22 protein-coding genes are annotated in these 19,930 nt (G+C 63.1%); 13 read left to right on the top strand and 9 right to left on the bottom strand.

Features of this window, described 5'->3' with window-relative positions:
• Both NKF25_RS09375 and NKF25_RS09370 read left to right on the top strand, forming a co-directional pair.
• Nucleotides 1-816 carry an endonuclease V gene (locus NKF25_RS09375; RefSeq protein ID WP_253226793.1) on the top strand — a complete coding sequence of 272 codons (816 nt, stop codon included), beginning with the start codon at nt 1-3 and terminating at the stop codon, nt 814-816.
• A gap of 24 nt (nt 817-840) precedes the next feature.
• Nucleotides 841-1,692, top strand: a complete 852-nt coding sequence (locus NKF25_RS09370; protein ID WP_253226420.1) for an SDR family oxidoreductase — start codon at nt 841-843, stop codon at nt 1,690-1,692.
• A 636-nt stretch (nt 1,693-2,328) separates the two neighbouring features.
• Here NKF25_RS09370 and NKF25_RS09365 read toward each other — a convergent pair.
• A complete protein-coding gene (locus NKF25_RS09365) occupies nt 2,329-3,366 on the bottom strand; it encodes a TRC40/GET3/ArsA family transport-energizing ATPase (protein WP_253226419.1) in 1,038 nt (345 codons plus the stop codon).
• 169 nt (nt 3,367-3,535) lie between these two features.
• Here NKF25_RS09365 and hisF point away from each other — a divergent pair, with 169 nt between their 5' ends.
• Complete coding sequence (gene hisF / locus NKF25_RS09360; protein WP_253226418.1) at nt 3,536-4,351, top strand: imidazole glycerol phosphate synthase subunit HisF; 816 nt, start codon at nt 3,536-3,538, stop codon at nt 4,349-4,351.
• 57 nt (nt 4,352-4,408) lie between these two features.
• On the opposite strand, the gene NKF25_RS09355 is transcribed toward hisF, so the two are convergent.
• The 3 genes from NKF25_RS09355 to coxB form a co-directional block, all read right to left on the bottom strand.
• Nucleotides 4,409-4,690: a DNA-directed RNA polymerase subunit L gene (locus NKF25_RS09355; RefSeq protein WP_253226417.1), complete on the bottom strand. Its 282-nt coding sequence runs from the start codon at nt 4,688-4,690 to the stop codon at nt 4,409-4,411.
• Nucleotides 4,691-4,850: 160 nt separating this feature from the next.
• Nucleotides 4,851-5,708 carry a heme-copper oxidase subunit III gene (locus tag NKF25_RS09350; protein WP_253226416.1) on the bottom strand — a complete coding sequence of 286 codons (858 nt, stop codon included), beginning with the start codon at nt 5,706-5,708 and terminating at the stop codon, nt 4,851-4,853.
• Nucleotides 5,709-5,836: 128 nt separating this feature from the next.
• Nucleotides 5,837-6,673, bottom strand: coding sequence for a cytochrome c oxidase subunit II (gene coxB, locus NKF25_RS09345; protein WP_253226415.1), 837 nt, complete (start codon nt 6,671-6,673; stop codon nt 5,837-5,839).
• A 108-nt stretch (nt 6,674-6,781) separates the two neighbouring features.
• Here coxB and cyoE point away from each other — a divergent pair, with 108 nt between their 5' ends.
• The 7 genes from cyoE to menE all read left to right on the top strand — a co-directional run bounded on the left by cyoE (nt 6,782) and on the right by menE (nt 14,642).
• Nucleotides 6,782-8,167, top strand: coding sequence for a heme o synthase (gene cyoE / locus NKF25_RS09340; protein ID WP_253226792.1), 1,386 nt, complete (start codon nt 6,782-6,784; stop codon nt 8,165-8,167).
• The gene (locus tag NKF25_RS09335) at nt 8,164-8,847 is read left to right on the top strand and encodes a hypothetical protein (RefSeq protein WP_253226414.1); all 684 of its coding nucleotides are present in this window, start codon (nt 8,164-8,166) and stop codon (nt 8,845-8,847) included. The genes cyoE and NKF25_RS09335 overlap by 4 nt, the downstream gene beginning before the upstream one ends.
• Before the next feature lie 240 nt (nt 8,848-9,087).
• A complete protein-coding gene (locus tag NKF25_RS09330; protein ID WP_253226413.1) occupies nt 9,088-10,026 on the top strand; it encodes an ABC transporter ATP-binding protein in 939 nt (312 codons plus the stop codon).
• Nucleotides 10,023-10,784: an ABC transporter permease gene (locus NKF25_RS09325; protein ID WP_253226412.1), complete on the top strand. Its 762-nt coding sequence runs from the start codon at nt 10,023-10,025 to the stop codon at nt 10,782-10,784. The genes NKF25_RS09330 and NKF25_RS09325 overlap by 4 nt, the downstream gene beginning before the upstream one ends.
• Before the next feature lie 302 nt (nt 10,785-11,086).
• Nucleotides 11,087-12,028: a 1,4-dihydroxy-2-naphthoate polyprenyltransferase gene (locus NKF25_RS09320; RefSeq protein ID WP_253226411.1), complete on the top strand. Its 942-nt coding sequence runs from the start codon at nt 11,087-11,089 to the stop codon at nt 12,026-12,028.
• Nucleotides 12,025-13,047, top strand: a complete 1,023-nt coding sequence (locus tag NKF25_RS09315; protein WP_253226410.1) for an o-succinylbenzoate synthase — start codon at nt 12,025-12,027, stop codon at nt 13,045-13,047. The genes NKF25_RS09320 and NKF25_RS09315 overlap by 4 nt, the downstream gene beginning before the upstream one ends.
• Before the next feature lie 101 nt (nt 13,048-13,148).
• Nucleotides 13,149-14,642: an o-succinylbenzoate--CoA ligase gene (menE, locus tag NKF25_RS09310; RefSeq protein ID WP_253226791.1), complete on the top strand. Its 1,494-nt coding sequence runs from the start codon at nt 13,149-13,151 to the stop codon at nt 14,640-14,642.
• 9 nt (nt 14,643-14,651) lie between these two features.
• Here the strand turns inward: menE and NKF25_RS09305 are convergent, their stop codons facing one another.
• Nucleotides 14,652-15,263 carry a CHRD domain-containing protein gene (locus NKF25_RS09305; protein ID WP_253226409.1) on the bottom strand — a complete coding sequence of 204 codons (612 nt, stop codon included), beginning with the start codon at nt 15,261-15,263 and terminating at the stop codon, nt 14,652-14,654.
• Nucleotides 15,264-15,354: 91 nt separating this feature from the next.
• On the opposite strand from NKF25_RS09305, the gene NKF25_RS09300 reads away from it, so the two are divergent.
• Nucleotides 15,355-16,056 carry an NRDE family protein gene (locus tag NKF25_RS09300; RefSeq protein ID WP_253226408.1) on the top strand — a complete coding sequence of 234 codons (702 nt, stop codon included), beginning with the start codon at nt 15,355-15,357 and terminating at the stop codon, nt 16,054-16,056.
• 25 nt (nt 16,057-16,081) lie between these two features.
• A complete protein-coding gene (locus NKF25_RS09295) occupies nt 16,082-16,432 on the top strand; it encodes a MarR family transcriptional regulator (RefSeq protein WP_253226407.1) in 351 nt (116 codons plus the stop codon).
• A gap of 6 nt (nt 16,433-16,438) precedes the next feature.
• Here the strand turns inward: NKF25_RS09295 and NKF25_RS09290 are convergent, their stop codons facing one another.
• The 4 genes from NKF25_RS09290 to gatC all read right to left on the bottom strand — a co-directional run bounded on the left by NKF25_RS09290 (nt 16,439) and on the right by gatC (nt 19,266).
• Nucleotides 16,439-17,104, bottom strand: coding sequence for a bacterio-opsin activator domain-containing protein (locus tag NKF25_RS09290; protein WP_253226406.1), 666 nt, complete (start codon nt 17,102-17,104; stop codon nt 16,439-16,441).
• Between the two features lie 86 nt (nt 17,105-17,190).
• A complete protein-coding gene (locus NKF25_RS09285; protein WP_253226405.1) occupies nt 17,191-17,508 on the bottom strand; it encodes a cupin domain-containing protein in 318 nt (105 codons plus the stop codon).
• Nucleotides 17,509-17,725: 217 nt separating this feature from the next.
• Complete coding sequence (gene gatA, locus NKF25_RS09280) at nt 17,726-18,991, bottom strand: Asp-tRNA(Asn)/Glu-tRNA(Gln) amidotransferase subunit GatA (RefSeq protein ID WP_253226404.1); 1,266 nt, start codon at nt 18,989-18,991, stop codon at nt 17,726-17,728.
• Nucleotides 18,988-19,266 (bottom strand): Asp-tRNA(Asn)/Glu-tRNA(Gln) amidotransferase subunit GatC, encoded by a 279-nt coding sequence (gene gatC, locus NKF25_RS09275; protein ID WP_066143567.1) that lies wholly within the window; start codon nt 19,264-19,266, stop codon nt 18,988-18,990. Before gatC ends, gatA begins: the two co-directional genes overlap by 4 nt.
• A 266-nt stretch (nt 19,267-19,532) precedes the next feature.
• On the opposite strand from gatC, the gene NKF25_RS09270 reads away from it, so the two are divergent.
• Nucleotides 19,533-19,930 (top strand): TFIIB-type zinc ribbon-containing protein (locus NKF25_RS09270; RefSeq protein ID WP_303647137.1); only part of this gene is annotated, 398 nt, incomplete at its 3' end.

Below are 19,930 nucleotides of genomic sequence, written 5' to 3'. Positions count from 1 at the left end.
ATGACCGACCTCGCCCACCCCGAATTCGTTCCGGACGCGTCGCTCTCGCGCGAGGAGATGGAAGCGCTCCAGTACGAGGTGGCGGAGACGGCTATTTTCGAGGACGCGTTCGACTTCGACGCGGAGAGCGTTCGTGCGGAAGCGACCGACGAGGAGCAGACGCACTTGCCGACCGGTGACGAGACGCCCGCAACCAATGACTCCCCCATCGTCGTCGGCGTGGACCAAGCCTTCATCGACGACCTCGCCGTGAGCGCGCTCGTCGCGTCGCGGGACGGGGAGGTCGTGGAGCGCGTCCACGCCGCCGTCGAGACGGAGATTCCGTACATCCCCGGACTGCTGTCGTTCCGGGAGGGAACCGCAATTTTGCGCGCCTTCGAGAAGTTGACCGTCTCGCCCGACCTCGCCGTGGTGGACGGAAGCGGACGGATTCACTTCCGGCAGGCCGGAATCGCCACGCACATCGGCGTGATGCTGGACCTGCCGACCGTCGGCGTCGCCAAGAACCTGCTCTGTGGCGAGTTGCGCGACCCGCCGCAGGGGCACATGGACGCAGGCGAGCGCGTGCCGGTCGTTGCGAACTCGCGGGTCAGCGCGCCCGACGGAACGGTCATCGGGTACGCGCTCCAGTCGCGTCAGTATCCGAACCCCGAGAAGCGCCACATCAACCCGTTGTACGTTAGTTCGGGCCATCGCGTGAGCGCCGAGACGACCGCGGATTTGGTCTGGCAGCTCTGTGCGGGTTACAAACTTCCCGAACCGACGCGGCGGGCGGATGCCTACGCTGATGACGTGAAGGAAACCGTTGATACTTAGCCACCCCCGTCCGAAGGAAACCCCATGGCTGAGACTGTGCTGATAACTGGCTGTTCGTCGGGAATCGGTCGGGAGGCTGCGCTCTCGTTTCTCGCGGACGGCTGGGAAGTGTATGCGACCGCTCGAAACCCCGCCGATATCGAGACGCTCGGGGAGAAGGGCTGTACCATTTCGACGCTCGACGTCACCGAGGACGAGGATGTGGAGCGCGTCATCGGGAGGATCATCGACGAGCACGGCCACCTCGACTGCCTCGTCAACAACGCGGGCTACGCTCAGCCCGGTCCCGTCGAGGACGTGCCGATCGAACAGGTTCACGCGCAGTTCGACGTGAACGTCTACGGGCCGCTTCGACTGGCCCGCGCCGCATTGGAGCACATGCGCGAGCGCGGAAAAGGGACCATCATCAACGTCTCCAGCGCGGTCGGCCGCGTGGCGGTGCCCGGCATGGGAATCTACAGCGGGTCGAAGTTCGCGCTGGAAGGTATCTCGGACTCCCTTCGCGGCGAAGTCTCCGAGTACGACGTGGACGTCGTGTTGGTCGAACCCGGCCCGGTCGACACCGAGTTCTACGACCGCGCGAGCGACGAGGTCGAAGGCGTCGAGCGCTCCGGTGGATACGAAAGTTTCTACAAGATGTACGGCGACCGGCAGGCCATCGACGGCGGCATGCCCGGCGCGGTCCACCCCAAGGAAGTCGCCGACACCATCCTCGACGCGGCGAACGTTCAGCACCCGAACGCCCGCTATCAGGTCGGGACGATGGCGCGGATAACCGAGTACGCGCGCATCCTTCCCGCCGCGTGGCTCGACAAACTGTACGGGACGTTCTCCGACCTCTCGACCAATGACTGGGTCAAGAAGTTCTTCGACTGATTCGGGAAGCGCGACGAGTGGGCGTGTTTGATTCTTTTGTGATTGCAGTTCCGGAGATAATTACCTCGAAAGTCCCCGCTCGCTTCGTTGTGCTGTTTTCGATTGTTTTACGAGTGCAGTTGCTGGGACGTAGACCGCCTCGAAAGCCCCCGCCCGCTCGCGGCCGCTCGACCGACATCTTGGTTCGACTCGCTTCGCTCGTCTTCACCAAGAGAGGTCGCCGAGACGCCCACGATACACGCGAGCGGGCGGCCCCTTTCAACCCACCCACACCACCGCACCGCCCCGCACCACAATCCTCCCCAGCCGATTCCTTCGCTCCTTTTAGTCGCTCAGTCATCCCTTGCGCGATAGCCAATCAGACCCTCGGATGACCGCTATCCTCGGGCCTGCTGGCCCGCGCGCCACTCGGTTGGATAGGCTGCACGATACGGTTCAACCGCACGGCGCGCGACGGAAGGAGCGTCGGAGCGAATCGGCTGGGGAGGCGTGTGGGCGGTTGCGGGGCGGATGCGGTAATTCATGCGGCTCGGTACTTGCAGTCTCAAAATACAGACACCTCGTAGCAAGCGGGGGCTTTCTACGTCGTCGTCGCGGTAGTTATGTTCTCAGTAAAATGTTGGCGTTCCCGTCGAATCAGTCCAAACAGGCGGCGACGACGCGCAACATCTCCTCGCCGCGAACCTCGTCGGCGAACAGCGGGACGCGTTTGATGGTGTGCCCGCGGAACACGTCCTGTGCTTCCCGAAGCGCGCCCTGTTGGACCTCCCAGCGCTGTTGGCAGAACTCACAGTCGTCGAGGTTCGGGGTGGCGAACCGATCCGAATCGACCGAATCGGTCACGTCCGTGAGGTTCTCCATCACGCGGTTGACGACGACGGTTCCGACCGGGATTCCGAACTCCTCCAGTCGCGCGAGCAGGCGCTTGGATTCGAAGACGCTCATCTCCTCGGGAATCATGACGACGCGGAAGTCGGTCCGCGACGGGTCCCGCAGCGTCGTCCGGAGTTCCTGAATTCGTTCCTTGAGCACGTCGAGATTCTCCATTCCTTCCTCGGGGTCCGCACCGCCGCCGAACACGTCCTTCACGCCGTCCATCATCCCGCTCAATCGCTGGCGCAGGCTCATCATCCGGCCCACCATCGTGTCCATCAGTTCGGGCAGTTCCAGCAACCGGAGGGTGTGGCCCGTCGGCGCGGTGTCCACGACGACGCGGTCGAACCGCTCGTCGTCCAGAAACTCGATTAGCTTCTGCATCGCGGCGGCCTCGTCCGCGCCGGGCATCGCCCCGCCGAGGAGCGACGCCATCGGGCCATCCTCCTCGTCGCCGAGCATGCCGCCGAGCGGACTCCCTTCGCCCATCATTCCGGCCTGTTCCTCCAGCGCGGCGTCCGGATCGATCTTCGCCGCGTAGAGGGGAATATCCTCCCGAATGCGCGTCGCTTCCGCCGGAATGTCGTACTCGAACGTGTCCGACAGGGAGTGTGCCGGGTCGGTCGAGACGACGAGCGTTCGCGTCCCATCGCGCGCGCTCGCCAGCGCCGTCGCGGCGGCCATCGTCGTCTTTCCGACGCCGCCTTTGCCGCCGTACAGCACGTACTCAGGTGCATCGATCCCCGCGGGGACGACGTCCTCGTCGATTTGCTCGACGGGTTCCACGTCGATTTCGGCCATACCGGTGCTATCGGGCCGAAGTTTACGTACCTTCTGTTGTCCGCATCACGAAGGCGAAGCGAATGTAGTTGGAATCCACTCCACTCGACACTCTGTTTTCTCACCACCCTATTCGCAACCTTTCCCGTAACCCGTCTCCTTTTGCCGTCCGGTTCCCAACCCACTCCCAATGACTCTCACCAAGCGGATCATCCCGTGTATCGACGTGGACTTGGACGACGACGGGAACCCGGCGGTGTACACCGGCGTCAACTTCGAGGACTTACAGTACACGGGCGACCCCGTCGAGATGGCGCGCCAGTACAACGAGGCGGGCGCGGACGAGTTCGTCTTCCTCGACATCACGGCCAGCGCGGACGGCCGCGAGACGATGTTGAACGTGGTCTCCTCTGTCGCCGACGAGGTGTTCATCCCGCTGACCGTCGGCGGCGGCATCCGAACCCGCGAGGACATCAAGGAGACGCTGCGCGCCGGAGCGGACAAGGTGTCCATCAACACCGCCGCGCTGGAGCGCCCGGAACTCGTGACGGAGGGGGCGACGGCGTTCGGCAGTCAGTGTATCGTCATCAGCGTCGACGCCCGCAGGCGGTTCGACGAGGAGGGTGAACACTACGAACAGGTGGACGGCGAGTCCTGCTGGTTCGAGTGCACGGTCAAGGGCGGCCGCGAGGGGACCGGTATCGACGTGGTCGAATGGGCGAAGGAAGCCGAGTCGCGCGGCGCGGGCGAGTTGTTCGTCAACTCCATCGACGCGGACGGGACGAAGGACGGCTACGACGTGCCGCTGACGAAGGCCGTCTGCGATTCGGTTTCGACGCCCGTCATCGCTTCGTCGGGGTGTGGCGGCCCGGAGGACGCGTACGAGGTGTTCACCGACGCGAACGCGGATGCGGCGCTCGCGGCGTCCATCTTCCACTTCGGCGAGTACTCGATTCGGGAGGTAAAGGAGTACCTCGCGGACCGTGACGTGCCGGTTCGGATGTGACTTTCCGGTCACTCGTCGTGCATCACGAAGACCGAAACGAAATACGAACCCGAAAACTCAGGCGCTCGTGAACGCTTCGTGGAACGCGCCCGTTTTGTCTTTGACGTTCTGTGCACCCGCCTCCAAGGCGTCGATGGGATCGACCCCGTCCTCGGTTTTGACGGTGAGGAGGGGGTCAGTCTGTCCACCCGACTGCTCGGGGTTCAGGTCGTAGGTCGCCGCCGCGACGCCCTCGGTTTCGAGGAGTGCACCCTTCAACACGTTCATGAAGGTGTGGTCCTCGCCCCCGATTTCGATCCGGAGTTCCGTATCGCTCTTCTCGATAACCCGCAGTTCCATACCACTGAATTCTCCATTCTCGCGTTTCAATCTTGCGAACGCGTGTTTCCGTGTTCACGGATCGCCGCATCGAGGTGGGAGCGTTCGAACTGGCGCTTGGAGAGCACCTGCTCGACAGCGAGCGCTCGGGAGCGGGGAAAACGGGAAAACGAGTTCGCGGTCAGAAGTCGATCTGCGAACCGAAGTAGATCACGACGACGAGGAAGATCCACACCGCGTCCACGAAGTGCCAGTACATCGAGACGGTCGTCACGGAGACGTGACGATCCGCGGAGTACTGCCCGTACAGCGAACGAACCAACACGATGCCCAGGAGCACCGCACCCATCGTCACGTGCAGCCCGTGCAGTCCGGTCAGACCGAAGAACGCGCTGTTGAACACGCCACCGGTGAAGGTGAATCCCTTTTCGATGATGAAGTCGTAGTACTCGTACACCTGCCCGCCAAGGAATATGACACCCAGCACGAGCGTCGTTGCGAGACCGGCGATGAATCCACTCCTGTTGTTCTTTCTGAGTTGGATGTGCGCCCAGTGAATCGTGACACTGCTGGCCAGTAGCAGTATCGTGTTGATGAACACGATCGAACTGACGACGTCGGGAACCTCTCCGATCGACGGGGGCCACGTCCCGACCCGGATGAAGAAGTAGTAGACGAACCCGGCACCGAACGTCGCGATTTCGGTGCAGAGGAACATTATCATCCCGAAGCGTAGCTTCGGCGAGCCGGATGACTCCTTGCTCCAGAAGTGCTTGACGAAGGCGTGATACACCCACCCGTACAGTCCGCTGAGGAAGACCGCGGCGGCACAGATGAACACGATGGGGCCGACGTTCGGCCCGACCATGGTGTCCCCGCCGTGTCCCAGAATGTACAGTGCGGCACCGACGTAGAACCCTGATGCGCCGAGTACCGTGATGATCGGCCACCACGACGCCTCGCCGAAGCCTTTCGGCCAGTCTTCGACGGCCGGGAGGTGATGGCCGTGCTCCTCTGTCGAATCGTCCGTTACCGTCATACAGAGACGGTTGCGGCCCGACTACTAAAAATGCACCCAAAGGCGCTCGTCGGACGAACTGTCGGCGATGGTTTCAGTATGCCTGAGTCATCACTACGGAATCATCATCGAAACGGAAAAAATCGGTATTACGCCGACGAGTTGTTGCCGCCTGCAGTACTGTTACCGCTCGAACTGTTGTTGCCACCCGCAGTACTGTTGTTACCGCCGCTGCTCGAACTGTTGTTCCCGCCGTTGCCGCTCGAACTTCCGCCGGAGTTCTTCTTCTCCTGCTGTTTCAGCCACTTTTCGTACTTGGCGTTCGAGACGACGTGCACCTTGCTCAGCATGACCGAGTGACCGGAGCCACAGTACTCAGCACAGTACACCTGATACGTGCCTTCCTTCGTGACTTTCGTCTTGATGGTGTTGTTCTCGCCCGGTATCGCGTCCTGTTTCAATCCGAGTTTGGGAACGTGGAACGAGTGTATCCAGTCGGTCGACGTGACGTTGAAGTACACCGGTCTGTCCTTCGGGATGTAGAGGTCCGTCGACCCCGTGATGTTGTGCTCGGGGTAGTTGTAGGTCCAGAAGTAACGCTGACCGATGACGTCGACGGTGACCGCGTTCGGTTCCTTGTTCATCGTGTCCTTCGGCGTCACCGTGACGTACTGGTTCGCCATGACACCGTAGGATGCGACACCGACGAAGAGGAGGACGATTGCGGTTGCGACCGTCCACGTGATTTCGAGCCGTCGGTTCTCCTTCGTCGGTTTCGGGTCGTCGTTGTTGCGGAACTTCCAGACGGTGTAGAAGAGAATCCCCTCGACGAGGATCGAGATGGGGATCGCCGCGTACAACAACTGGCTGTTGAGCGTCCGAATCAGGGAGTCTGTCGTCGAATTGTAGGCCGCTACAGGGTCGACAGCGACCGCGAGGAACATCGCGCCGAGGGCCGCGATGAGTCCCATCCGCTTGGAATCCATATTGGCCTAGCCTTCGGAAGTGATCCATAAATATGTGCTGACTTCACTGCCGTCGAAAGTCGGATGGTCTAAGTACGCGGGGATACAATTCGTCAGACAACGGTGCCATTGCAGGATTCCTCATCCGGACGGTTCGAACGTGCACTGACAGCGACCGTTGTCGGCGTCTATCTCCTGGTCGTCGTCGGTGCGACGACCTCGCTCGTCAACGCCGTCTCCGCGTGCCCGACGTGGCCCGCCTGCAACGGCCATTGGATCGTTCCGTTCCACGATCCGAAACTCATCATCGCGTGGACCCATCGCGTGGTCGCGCTCGTCGTCGGCCTGCTGTTGTTCGCCACGACCGTGCTGGCGTTCCGTCGTAACTCCAGACCGCGCGTGAAAGCGGGAATCGGATTCGCCGCGATACTCTACCCGATACAGGTCGTCCTCGGCGCGTATGCGGCCACCTCCGCGACGACGACCTCGTTCGCCGACATCCACCTCGTCGTCGGCATGGCGATCTTCACCGGTGTCGTCCTCGCGCTCGCGTGGACGCTCGAACCCGAAGAGTCGGACGGGGCGGTCGGTATGACGTTCACCGACCCGGAACCCATCGACGAACCGACCGAAACCGGCGACCTCGTCGGCATCACGGCGACCGCGTACGCCTACTTCCGCCTGATGAAACCGCGTTTGATGTGGTTGCTCTGTCTCGTCGCCTCGGCGGGGATGGCGCTCGCGGCCGGATCCGATACGTTGCAGGTGAGTACCATCGTCGCCACGCTCACCGGTGGTGTCCTCTCCATCGGCGCGAGCGGGACGTTCAACCACGTCCTCGAACGCGACGTGGACAAGCGGATGAACCGCACCGCTGACCGTCCCGCCGCGACGGCACAGATTCCGCTTCGGAACGCCATCGCCTTCGGCTTCCTACTGGCCGCCGCGTCACTGGCCGTCTTCCTCTCGGTGAACCTGCTCGTCGCCATCTTCGGCCTGTTCGCCATCGTGTTCTACAGCGTGATCTACACGCTCATCCTGAAGCCGAACACGGTGCAGAACACCGTCATCGGCGGGTTAGCCGGGTCACTTCCGGCGCTCATCGGCTGGGCCGCCGTCTCCGACGATGTCGGTCTGCCTGCGCTGGTGCTGGCCGGCGTCATCTTCCTGTGGACGCCCGCCCACTTCTACAACCTCGCGCTGGCGTACAAGGACGACTATGCGCGCGGTGGATTCCCGATGATGCCCGTGGTTCGCGGCGAGGCCGAAACCCGAAAACACATCCTGCTGTGGTTGGGTGCGACGCTGCTCGCGTCGGGGGTCCTCGCCACGGTGACGACCCTCGGTTGGTTGTACGCGCTCACGACCATCGTGTTCGGGGTGGTCTTCCTGGTCGCGGTCGTTCAACTCCACCGCGAACGCGACGACAAGGCGGCGTTCCGCTCGTTCCACGCGTCGAACGCCTACCTCGGGGCGCTGTTGCTCGCCATCGTCGTCGATTCACTCGTACTATGAGCACCGCATTCACACGCTATCGGCCGTCCCACGAATCGCTGCTGTTGGGAGCGGTCGTGCTGAACGCGGAGTTGTTCGCGCTGCTGGCCTTTCTCGCCGTCAAGGGACTGTCCCACGGCTATGGCTTCCGTTACCTGCTCTACCCCTTCATCTGGATAAACGTCGGGCTGTACGCGGTGTGGAAGACGAACCCGGTTCGAACGAACGAGCGCGACCGGTGGGTCGCGCTCGCCATCGGTATCGGGTATTTCGTCGTCGTCGCGTACTTCGGCGGCCTGTTCGGCCGCACCGGTGCGCTCCCCGGTTCGCTGGCGAACGGGTTTCGAATCTCGTGGCTCCCGCCGGGATGGGGACCCGCACTGCTGTATCACAACAGCGTGTTTCGCGTCGAGATTCTGCCGTTCAAACTGATCGGCTACCTCTCGCTCGCGTATCTCGTCTACGCCACCGTCCTCGACGCGGCGGGGTCCGCGGTTTCTGGGCTCCTCGGTCTGTTCTCCTGCGTGAGTTGTTCGTGGCCCATCGTCGCGTCGCTCATCACGGGGGTCGCTGGCGCGGGATCGGGACTCGCCGCGACGGTTTCGTCCGGTTCCTACGACATCTCGACGGTCGTGTTCGTCGTCACCGTCCTGTTGCTGTACTGGCGGCCGACGATTCGGTGGGGACGACAAAGTTCATAGCATCCCACCCGCCGTCGAAAAACGAATCGAGCGACTGCGGCGGGCGATGGAGAGAGAACTGGGGTGGTCGATGGAGCGGGTATCGGTCGGATCGATGGGCTGAACGTGGACGATGCTGAATAATTATTCGGGCAAAACTATCTTGGCTCAGTCAGTTCCGCTTTCGATGTGATGTCGGTCGACGGACCGCTTGGTGGTCGAATCGAACTCCTTACTTAGCAACGGCGAGAAGTTCCGGGCATGTCCGACGCACTCGTCGCCGAGAACGTTCGGAAGGAATACGGCGACACCGTCGCACTGAACGGTGTCTCCCTCTCGGTCGGCGCGGGCGAAGTGTTCGCGCTCATCGGGCCGAACGGGGCGGGCAAGACAACACTCATCCGGTCATTGACCGGGACGATGACTCCCGACGGCGGGAGCGTTTCCATCCTCGGTGCACCACCCGGTAACGTGGACAAGTCACGGGTGGGACTGCTTCCGCAGTCGTTCGACCCTCCGGCCCGGCTTTCGGCCCGCGAACTCGTCGCGTACTACGCGGGCCTGTACGACGGTGCCCGTGACCCCGACGATGCCCTCGCCGACGTCGGTCTCACCGACACGGGTGACACGTGGTACGAGAACCTCTCCGGGGGACAGCAACGCCGGGTCTGTGTGGCCGCGACGCTGGTCAACGACCCCGACATCCTCTTTCTGGACGAGCCAACGACCGGAATCGACCCGGCCGGACGCCGCGCGCTCTGGGGACTCGTCGAGGACCTCGCGGACGGCGGAACGACGGTCTTTCTGACGACCCACTACATGGCCGAAGCGGAACAACTGGCCGACCGGGTCGGACTCCTCGCGGACGGCGAAATCGTCGCCGTCGGAACGCCCGACTCGCTCATCGGCGAGTACGGCGGCGAGAGCCGACTCGTCGTGGAAACCGCGACCCCGCGGTCCTCCGTCGAGATGGGATACACCGTCGAGGAGACCGAATCCGGACTGGTGTTCGACGGTGTCACCCCCGCCGACATCGGGGAGGTCGTCACGGACTTGAACAGCCGCGGTGTCGAGTACGAGGCCCTGACGTGGACCGAACCGGACTTGGAGGACGTGTACCTCAGACTGACAGGCGCACCGCTCGGGCCGGAAACCACGCGTCGTGCCGGTGAGGCCGCCATCGTCGGAGGTGACCAATGACGTCGTTCGGTCGCGTCCGGTCGGAGGCCGGTGCGGCGTGGCGGTCGTTCCTCCGCCGTCGCACCGCCGTGTTCTTCACGTTCTTCTTCCCGGTCATCCTCATCCTCATCTTCGCGGTGCTGGTGCAGACGAATCCGGGTTCGGGTGGCTCGGGCGGCCTGTTCTCGAAACCCCCGGCGTACTACCTGCCGGGCTACCTCGCCGTCGTCGTGCTGTTCACGCCCCTCTCGCGCGTCGGGAGTTCGGTCTCCCGGCACCGCGAGTCGAACCGCTTCGAGAAGTTGGCGACCACGCCGCTCACCAGAGCCGAATGGCTGCTCGCACACACCCTCGTCAACGTCGTCATCATCGGCCTCGCGGGCGTCATCATCCTCGTGCTAATGACCCTCGTGACGAGCACGGGCGTCTCCCTCGCCACGTTGCCCGCCGTCGCGGTCTTCATCGCGCTGGCGGTCGCGCTGTTCTGCGGTCTCGGTTCGCTGCTGGGGAGTTACGCCGGGTCCTCGGACGGCGTCATCGCCGCCAGCAACGCCATCGCCCTGCCGTTGTTGTTCCTCTCGGACACGTTCGTCACGCCGGACCTCCTGCCGTCGTGGTTCCGTCCCATCATGAACATCTCGCCGCTGACCTACTTCGCACGCGGCGTCCGAACCCTGACGTACTCCCACGGGGCCGTCGGCGGTGACTTGGTCGTCCTCGCCGCCCTCGCCGTGTTGTTCTTCCTCGCCGGGTCCTACGCGATTCCGGAGACGGACTGATCGGCGCTCTCGCCCCACGTTCGTCGTGACCGGACAGGGGCTTTCGAAGCCTCTCATCGGCGCGAAACATCACACGAGAACTACAATCAACCCCAATTCGTGACGAGCGTCGTCACTCGAAACGAGTCGATCTACTCCTGCAGAACGAGCCGTCTTCCGTCCATATCTCCATCTTGTGACGAGAAGCACTTAAACGAAATCCCCCAGTCACGCCGTCGAATCCGTTTCTCCGGAGAGAAAATCCGGTAAGGGTCCTGTGAAACCGTAGATGCTATACACCTCTCGCCGGAACTATCTCGATAATGAACGATACGGCCACAGACGTCTCTCGGAAGCAGGCGTGGCTGATGGCGGCGCGGCCACACACCCTTCCGGCGGCCGCCGCGCCCGTCATCGTGGGCATCGGGCTCGCGCTTCACGAGAAGCAGTTCGCGCCGCTTCCGGCGCTCGCGGCTTTCATCGGCGCGGCGCTGATCCAGATCGGGACGAACTTCGCCAACGACTACTACGACGCCGTGAAGGGCGTCGATACCGACGAACGGACGGGATTCACCCGCGTGACACAGTCGGGGCTCATCGCGCCGAACGAGGTCAAACGGGCGATGTACGGCACCTTCCTGCTCGCCATCGTCGTCGGGGTCTACCTCGTCTATGTCGGGGGATTACCGATCCTCGTCATCGGCCTCGCGAGCGTCATCAGCGGCATCGCCTACGCTGGCGGGCCGTTTCCGCTCGGCTCACACGGACTGGGCGACCTGTTCGTCTTCGTCTTCTTCGGCGTCATCGCCGTGATGGGGACGTTCTACGTGCAGGCCGCGAGCCTCGTCGCCACGCCGTTCCCGCTCGGAATTCCGGGGGGAACCGTCACGATGACCGCGTTCCTGGCGAGCCTCCCGGTCGCGGCCATCTCGACGAACATCCTCGTCGTCAACAACGTCCGTGATTTGGAGAACGACAGGAAAGCGGGCAAAAAGACGCTGGCGGTGCTCATCGGCTACCGTGCGAGTCGCGGCGAGTTCATCGGTATGCTCGCCCTTTCCTACCTCGTCCCCATCTACTTCGCGACCACGTCGGCGTTCGGTCTCGCCGTCCTCCTGCCGCTCATCACGGTTCCGTACGCCGCGATGATCACCCGGACGATGCTCACGAAGACGTCGGGCGAGGCACTCAATCCCGCGCTCGAACAGACCGGAAAACTGCTGGCCGCCCACGCGGTCTGTTTCGCCATCGGTATGACGGTATGATCGTCGAAACGCACGAGTTCTCGCTTCCGCTGGAGTCGCCGCTCGACACGGCACACGGCCCCATCGAGCACCGAAAAGGCATCCTCATCCGCATCGATGACGGCGACTACGTCGGCATCGGCGAGGCGACGCCCCTTCCGGGGTGGACCGAATCCCTTCCGGCGTGTCGCGCGGCCATCGCGCACGTCGATGACCCCGAAAGCGCACTGTCGTCCCTCGAATCGACACCGGCGGCCAGACACGGCTTCGCGCTCGCGCTGGCGGACCTGCGGGCGAAGCGGGAGGACCAACCGCTGTATCGGTTTCTCGGCGGGCCGGACCACGTCGAGTCGGTTCCGGCCAACGCCACCGTCGGCGACTGTTCGCGTACCGAGACCGTGGCGGCGGTGACGGACGCGGTCGATTCCGGGTTCGAGTCCGTGAAGGTGAAAGTCGGCGCACGTTCGCTTACGGACGACGTGTCCCGCCTCCGGGCGGTTCGGGATGCGGTCGGATCGGACGTCGAACTCCGCGTCGATGCGAACGGCGGGTGGTCACGCGCGGAGGCACGCGAAGCGTTTCACAAGTTCGACTCGCTTCGAATCGCCTACGTCGAACAACCGCTTCCGGCCGACGACATCGACGGTCTCGCCAACCTGCGCGGCCGGTCGGTCGGCGTCGCCGTGGACGAGTCCATCGCAGAAATGTCGGCCGAGGCGGTCCTCGACACGGGTGCCGCCGACGTGTTGATCTGCAAACCGATGGTGATCGGCGGGCCGGACCGGGTCGTGGAGGTAGCGAAACGCGCCCGAGAGGAGGGCGTCACGCCGGTCGTCACGACCACCATCGACGGCGTCGTCGCCCGGACGGCGGCGATTCACGCGGCGGCCGCGATTCCCGACCGTCTCGCCTGCGGGGTGGCGACCGGGACGCTGCTGGGTCGGGATCTGGGTCCCGACCGGACGCGACTCGTGGACGGGTCGGTCAGCGTTCCGCAGGAACCCGGAAACGGCGTGGCGGATACGTGGGGTGAGTCATGAACGAACGAGGAGTAAACGACCGAGGAATGAACAAGCGAGAAGCGAACGAGCGAGGGATGAACGAACGGGGAGTAAACGAGCGACCGATGAACGAACCGCCGATGAACGATTGGCTCTCGCATCGGGCGGACGTGTCGCCCGACCGAACCGCCATCGTCGAAGCGGCGGACGGCACCGAGTGGACGTACGCGGAACTCGATTCGGCGGTCGAGCGGATTGCCGAAAAGCTGGCCGGATTGGGACTCGGGAAAGGGGATCACCTCGGCATGCTGATGGAGACCCGGATGGAGGGCGTGCTGCTCGTCCACGCCGCGATGCGGTTGGGCTGTGTGCTCGTCGGACTGAACGTCCGTCTGGCCACCCCGGAACTCCGCCGACAGGTCGCGGTGACGGATCTATCAGTCCTCGTCTGCGAGGCCGACACCGAAACGGTGGCTCACGAAATCGCTGCGGAGGGGATGGATGGTGAAACCACTCGAAACGTCCCCGTGGTGTCCGTCGATGTATCGACGGACACCACGCTTTCGGCGTGTGAGGGGGCGGAGTTCGAACGTGCGGAGTGGTCGCGTGCGGACCCGCAGGTCCTCCTGTTCACGTCGGGGACCACCGGCAACCCGAAAGCCGTCACGCTCACGATGGGTAACCTGTACGCCAGCGCGACCGCCTCGGCGTTCCGCCTCGGCGTCCTCCCGGGCGACCGCTGGCACCTCTGTCTCTCGACGTACCACATGGGCGGCCTCGCACCGCTCCTGCGCTCCGCGCTGTACGGAACGACGGTCGTCGTGCAGGAAGGCTTCGACACCGAGGACACCCGTTCGTTCCTCCGGACGTACAGGGCGACCGGGGTTTCGCTCGTTCCGACGATGCTCCGGCGGTTGCTGGACGAGGGAAACCTCTCGGACTCGCTTCGTTTCGTCCTCCTCGGCGGGGCACCCGCCCGCGACGACCTCATCGCGGAGTGTTCGGAGCGCGACGTGCCGGTCTGTCCGACCTACGGCATGACCGAAACCGCCTCACAGATCGCCACCGCGACCCCCGACGAAGCGGTTTCACACCTCGGAACGGTCGGTCGACCACTCGTGTTCACGGACGTCTCCGTCGTCCGCGACGACGGGACGCTCGCACCGACCGGGGAACCCGGCGAACTCGTCGTCTCCGGACCGACCGTGATGGCTGGCTACTACGGCAATCCCGACGCGACTGACGAGGCGTTCGGCGAGCACGGCCTTCGGACGGGTGATGTCGGCTACCGCGACGAGGGTGGCCGTCTCTGGGTGTTGAACCGCCGCGCCGACCGCATCGTCACCGGCGGCGAGAACGTCCATCCCGGCGAAGTCGTGGACGTACTCCGCGACCACCCCGACGTGTCGGAAGTCGCGGTCGTCGGCGTCGAGGATGACGAGTGGGGCGAGCGAATCGCGGCGCTGGTCGTGCCCGCCGCCGAGACGTCCGTGACGCTGGACTCGGTGCGCGAGTTCTGCGATGGTCGCCTCGCCGGGTACAAACACCCGCGGCTTCTCGACACCGCCGTCGAACTCCCCAGGACGACCTCCGGAACCATCGACCGCGAGGCGGTTCGCGAGCGGTTCCGGTGATCGGCGATTTTACGATTGTTGTATCTGCAGACTCACGGAGCGCTGGATTCCCAACCCGTTGCCCGTGCTCACGTCGAGGTTTTCCTTGAATTTCGCTTCGGCGTTCGAAACTGGCGAAATCTGACCCCGAATTTCCCCCTCGGGATACTGCTTCGTGTGGACGTTGACGTACGCCTCCCCGGTCTCGATGACGCTCGCTAGCTGTGTTAGCGGTTCGTTCTTCAGTGGCCCAACGAGGTCGCTCGAATCGAACGTTCCCGACGCGAGCACGCCGTTGAACTCGCCGGAGAACTGCTGTCCGTTGGTCGCTTTCGGACTCGGATACAGCCAGACGACGACGGCCCCGCTCTGTCCCTTCCGGCCCATGTGGATGTGTGCTTCCGTGACGTCCTCCAGTTTGGAGACGAGCAGGACGTACCGGACGTTCTCCCCGGCCTGGGTGAACATTGCTACCCCGTTGGCGTCCGTTTTGACGTTCTTCGGTTGATTTTCGCCCGTTATCTCGCCCGTGCTGAACGACGGACTGCCGCTCATCTGTGCGGACCCGACGCCGGTTCCGAGCGCTCCCATCCCGACCCCCAGCGTCGCGCCGGTCTTCAGTACATCGCGTCTGTGTGTCATGTTCGAAACTCCCCAGGGTAGTCACGACGAGGATTCGCATAAACGGCGGGGCCGACGAAGCCTTTTATCGAATCGAGACTAACCTCTCCACGTGTGTACACTCATCGTCGCGTGGCAGGTTTTCGAGGACGCACCCGTCGTCGCGGCCGCGAACCGTGACGAAGCGTTCGGTCGGCCTTCCCGCCTGCCAAGGGTGCTCGACCGGGATCCGACGGTCGTCGCCCCGCAGGACGAGGAGGCGGGCGGCACGTGGATCGGGTACAACGATTCGGGGTTGTTCGTCGGCGTGACGAACCGCTGGGTCGAACTGGAGGGCGAGCGCTCCCGTGGCCTGCTGGTACGCGACGCGCTGGCCCACGAGTCGGCCGCATCCGCCCGCGAGTTCGTCACCGGTGAACTCGACGAACACCGATACGCCGGATTCAACCTCCTGCTCGCGGACGCTAACGAGGCGACCCTCCTGGAGTGGGACGGCACGCTCGAAACGACGCGATTCGATCCCGGCGTCCACGTCGTCGTCAACCGTGGCTTCGACGCGAACGCCTCGAAATCCGAACGGATTCTGCCGCACGTCGACGTGACCGTGGACGACCCGCCGTCGCTCCCCGAATGGCGAGCATCGGCGAAGGACATCCTCCGAAATCACGACATCGGCGTCTGTGTCCACGGCGACGGATACGGAACCCGCTCGTCGTCCATCGTGACCGTGTTCGAGGACGGTACCGGGAGTTACGAGTTCGCCGACGGCCCCCCTTGTGAAACCCCCTACGATAACGTGGAAGGTCACATTTAAACGCCCGCCCCTCCCTGTATTGAACATGAGCACGGCAACGTCCGAGGAGGACCTCACCGAGGACGAGTACAACGGCCTCGAACTCGTCCGCGAGACGGGCGGCATCCATCAGAGCGACTTCTGGAAAAACCTCGATGTCTCGTCGCGCAAGGGTAGTCGAATCGTGGAGTCGTTGGAGCGACAGGGGTTCGTTCAGCGACAGGAGACCGTCTACGAAGGGCACAACACCTACTTCATCACGCCCGCCGCGAAGGACCTCGATTTCTCGCTGTTGATGGCGGGCGACATGCTCTCGCCGTTCATCGGGGAGGAAGAGATCGATCCCGAGAGTGACGCCTTCTCGCAGTGGATCATGAACCTCGCGTACGAGGAATAATCGATTCTACTGCGGTTCGTCGGCGTTTCGTCCGATTATGAGCGTGTTTTTCACGAGGCTGCGGTGACCACGCCGCAGTCGCTCGGAGATGGCTTGGTGTGACACGTCGAGGTCGCCGGCGAGGTTTTCGGCCGACGCCTCCCGTGGAATGTCGTAGTAGCCACGTTCGAACGCGAGCGTGAGCGTGTCCTGTTGTTCGTCGGTGAGGCCGAACCGTCCCTTCCGACCCTGTTCTAACTCGTAGATGTTCCGAATGTCGAGCGTGAGGTCGTTTTCACGGCAGTAGTCGTAGGTGTCCGACAACGCGTCCCGGTCCGGAAAGAGAATACGGAGATGCCAGTGGTTGCTGTTCCCGGACGCGGAGAGGACGGTTGCCTCCTCGTCCACGAGGATGTGAATGAGCGTCTGGATGCGGTCGGTCCACTCCATCTGGTACAACTGTTCTTCGTCCAGGTCCGCGAGCAACTGCAGGTTCTCGACGCTCGTGTCCTCCTCCAAGATCGATTCCATGTCTCCCTCCCCGCCGCTCGCCCAGACGAACGGCATCACCCTTTTGCTCTCGTGTGCAACGACGCGCTCGATCTCGAATTCGATGTTTTCGTGCTCCATCAACGTTTCCCAGAGCGCAAATTCGTCGGCTGGAATCTCGACTTCGACGACGGTACCTACCATACGGACAATCGAACTGCCGGAAAGAAATAAGCGTTGGCAGAGGTTTCACGTCGTCCGTTCCACCCTCGACTACTGTCGTTACATCCTCACAGATACTTCTCTCGCGGTGGCGAGAAGACGTCGATGATTTCCCCGGAATCGATTATCTCGTAGCTGTGCTCGACGCCACCCGGTATCGAATAACTGTCTCCGCTCTCTATCGTTTCCTCGTCGTCTCCGATGTGGAGCCGATACGTCCCCGACATCACGTATCCGCTCTGTTCGCTTTCGTGGCTGTGCGGCGGAACGTCGTTGCCCTCTTCGAAGTGCATCTTCGTCACCATCGATTCGTCGCCGACCGCGAGCACGTCGAACTGCACGCCCTGAAATTCGTTCGTATCCGCGTCTTCTGCTTTGACTATCATCGGAATCGCATCGAATAATATGTCGTTTATAATATAATATGATTCCTAGTTTATCATCCGTTTTATTCTACCGTCAAACAGTGTGGTTCGATAGCGGTACAACTGATGGCCCGGTAAAACTGGACACGTATCAACCGATTTATAAACGAAATCTCTCCTCGATTATCGTCTTCCGAACCGGCGTGACTGTCCCCCGAAAAAACCCGAAACGGTTCGTTTACTCCAGCGCGCTTCCGACCCGGACGACGCGCTTCTCGCCGAACTTCGGCCCGATGAACTGTACGCCGACGGGAAGCCCGTCGGTTTCGCCCGCCGGGACGGAGATCGCGGGAAGGTTGGCGAGGTTGACGGGGACGGTGTTCGCGTCCGCGAGGTACATCTGGAGCGGGTCGTCCAGACTCTCGCCGAGTTCGAACGGCGGCGTCGGCATCGTCGGACTGGCGAGCACGTCCACGTCCTCGAAGGCGTCGTCGAAATCACCCTTGAGCCACGAGCGGGCGTCCTGTGCCTTCTTGTAGTACTTGTCGTGATACCCGGCCGAGAGGGCGTAGGTGCCGAGCAGGATGCGTCGTTTCACCTCGTCGCCGAACGACTCCTCGCGCGTCTCGGCGAAGGTTTCGTTCCAGTTGCCGTCGTAGCCGCCGGACTCGCCGTACCGAACCCCGTCGTACCGGGCGAGGTTCGAGGAGGCTTCGGACATGGCGATGACGTAGTAGGCTTCGACGGCGTGTTCGATCGACGGGAGGGACACTTCGTGGACCGTCGCGCCCTGCGATTCGAGTTCGTCCATGGCGTCCCAGAAGCGGGAAACGACGCCCTCGTCCGCACCCTCCACGAGTTCGGTCGGGACGCCGATGTCGAGGCCGTCCACGTCGCCGTCCGCGGCGCTCGCGTAGTCGGCGTCCGCGCCTTCCTCGCGGGTCGTCGCGTCGTGGTCGTCCGGCCCGGCGATGACGTCGAGCAGGGAAGCGGCCTCCTCGACCGTCGGTGCGATTGGACCGACCTGCTCCAAGCTATTCGCGTAGGCGACGAGTCCGTACCGCGAGACGAGTCCGTAGGTGGGTTTGATGCCGACCACGCCACAGAACGCGGCGGGACAACGGATCGAGCCACCCGTGTCCGTCCCGAGCGAGAGGTCGGCCTCACCGGCCGCGACGGCGGCCGCGCTTCCACCGGAGGAACCACCTGCGACGTGACCCTCCGCGACCGGGTTTTCCGTCGGGCCGAAGGCCGACGTTTCGGTCGTGGTTCCCATCCCGAACTCGTCCATGTTGGCCTTGCCGACGATGGTAGCCCCGGCGTCCTTCAACCGCGTGACGACGGTCGCGTCGTAGGGCGGGACGTACTCCTCCAGCATGGCCGACCCGCAGGTCGTCCGGATTCCTTTCGTACTTATGTTGTCCTTGACGGCGACGGTTTTTCCGGCGAGCGGGCCGTCGTCCGCACCGTCGATAGTTTCCTCGGTGATGAATATATCGCTCATGAGACGTTGGGTCCTTTGAAGTAGCCGTCTTCGGTCTCCGGTGCGTTTTCCAGCGCATCGGCCTGGTCGAGGCTGGTCCGTACCTCGTCCTCGCGCATGACGTTGACGAGGTCGTCCTCGCGTTCGACCTCGGGTACCTCGTCCAGCGTTTCGAAGTAACCCAGAATATCCGCGAACTGTTCGGCAAATCGCTCGGCTTCCTCGTCGGAAACCCCGACGCGGGCCAACCGTGCGACGTACCGAACCTCGTCCGGTCCGGGAGGCGTGTCGCTCATGTGTTCATGAACCCTCGGACGAGCGGTAAGGGTTTCGATACTCACTGCCGAATGGCTGATAAAGAAGGCCATCAGCGGAGTCGTGCGAGAAAATCGAATACTGCATTCTTCCCGTGCCATATCCGATAAAACACCAGTTTACGCACCGGGAAAATGGGTGTTTTTGCCACTGGAGTTAAGACGGTGTAGGTCCTATAAGATATGTCTATCGATTCTCTCACTCTCGTAGTGCACCATCGACCCTCTCCCTCTCCTGATAGTACGCCATGACTGATACACGTACCCGACCGACCGACGAAACCGAAACCACCGGTGAGCAAACCAAAACGCGAGCCGACGAGCAACAACGATGTCCCGAGTGTGGTGGCCCGCTCGTCACCGACGAGGAGCGCGGTGAGCGGGTGTGTGACGATTGCGGTCTCGTCGTCGAGGAAGACGCCGTGGACCGCGGGCCGGAGTGGCGCGCCTTCGACGCGAGCGAGCGCGAGCAGAAATCCCGCGTCGGCGCACCGACGACGAACATGATGCACGACAAGGGACTCTCGACCAACATCGACTGGCGCGACCGGGACGCCTACGGCAACTCGCTCGGTTCCCGCCAGCGCGAGAAGATGCAGCGCCTCCGCAAGTGGAACGAGCGCTTCCGCACCCGCGACAGCAAGGA

The sequence above is a fragment of the Haladaptatus sp. AB643 genome (assembly GCF_024136975.1).
GTDB lineage: Archaea > Halobacteriota > Halobacteria > Halobacteriales > Haladaptataceae > Haladaptatus.
The sequence above is the reverse complement of the archived record's forward strand: the minus strand, read 5'-3'. Positions and strand labels throughout refer to the sequence as shown.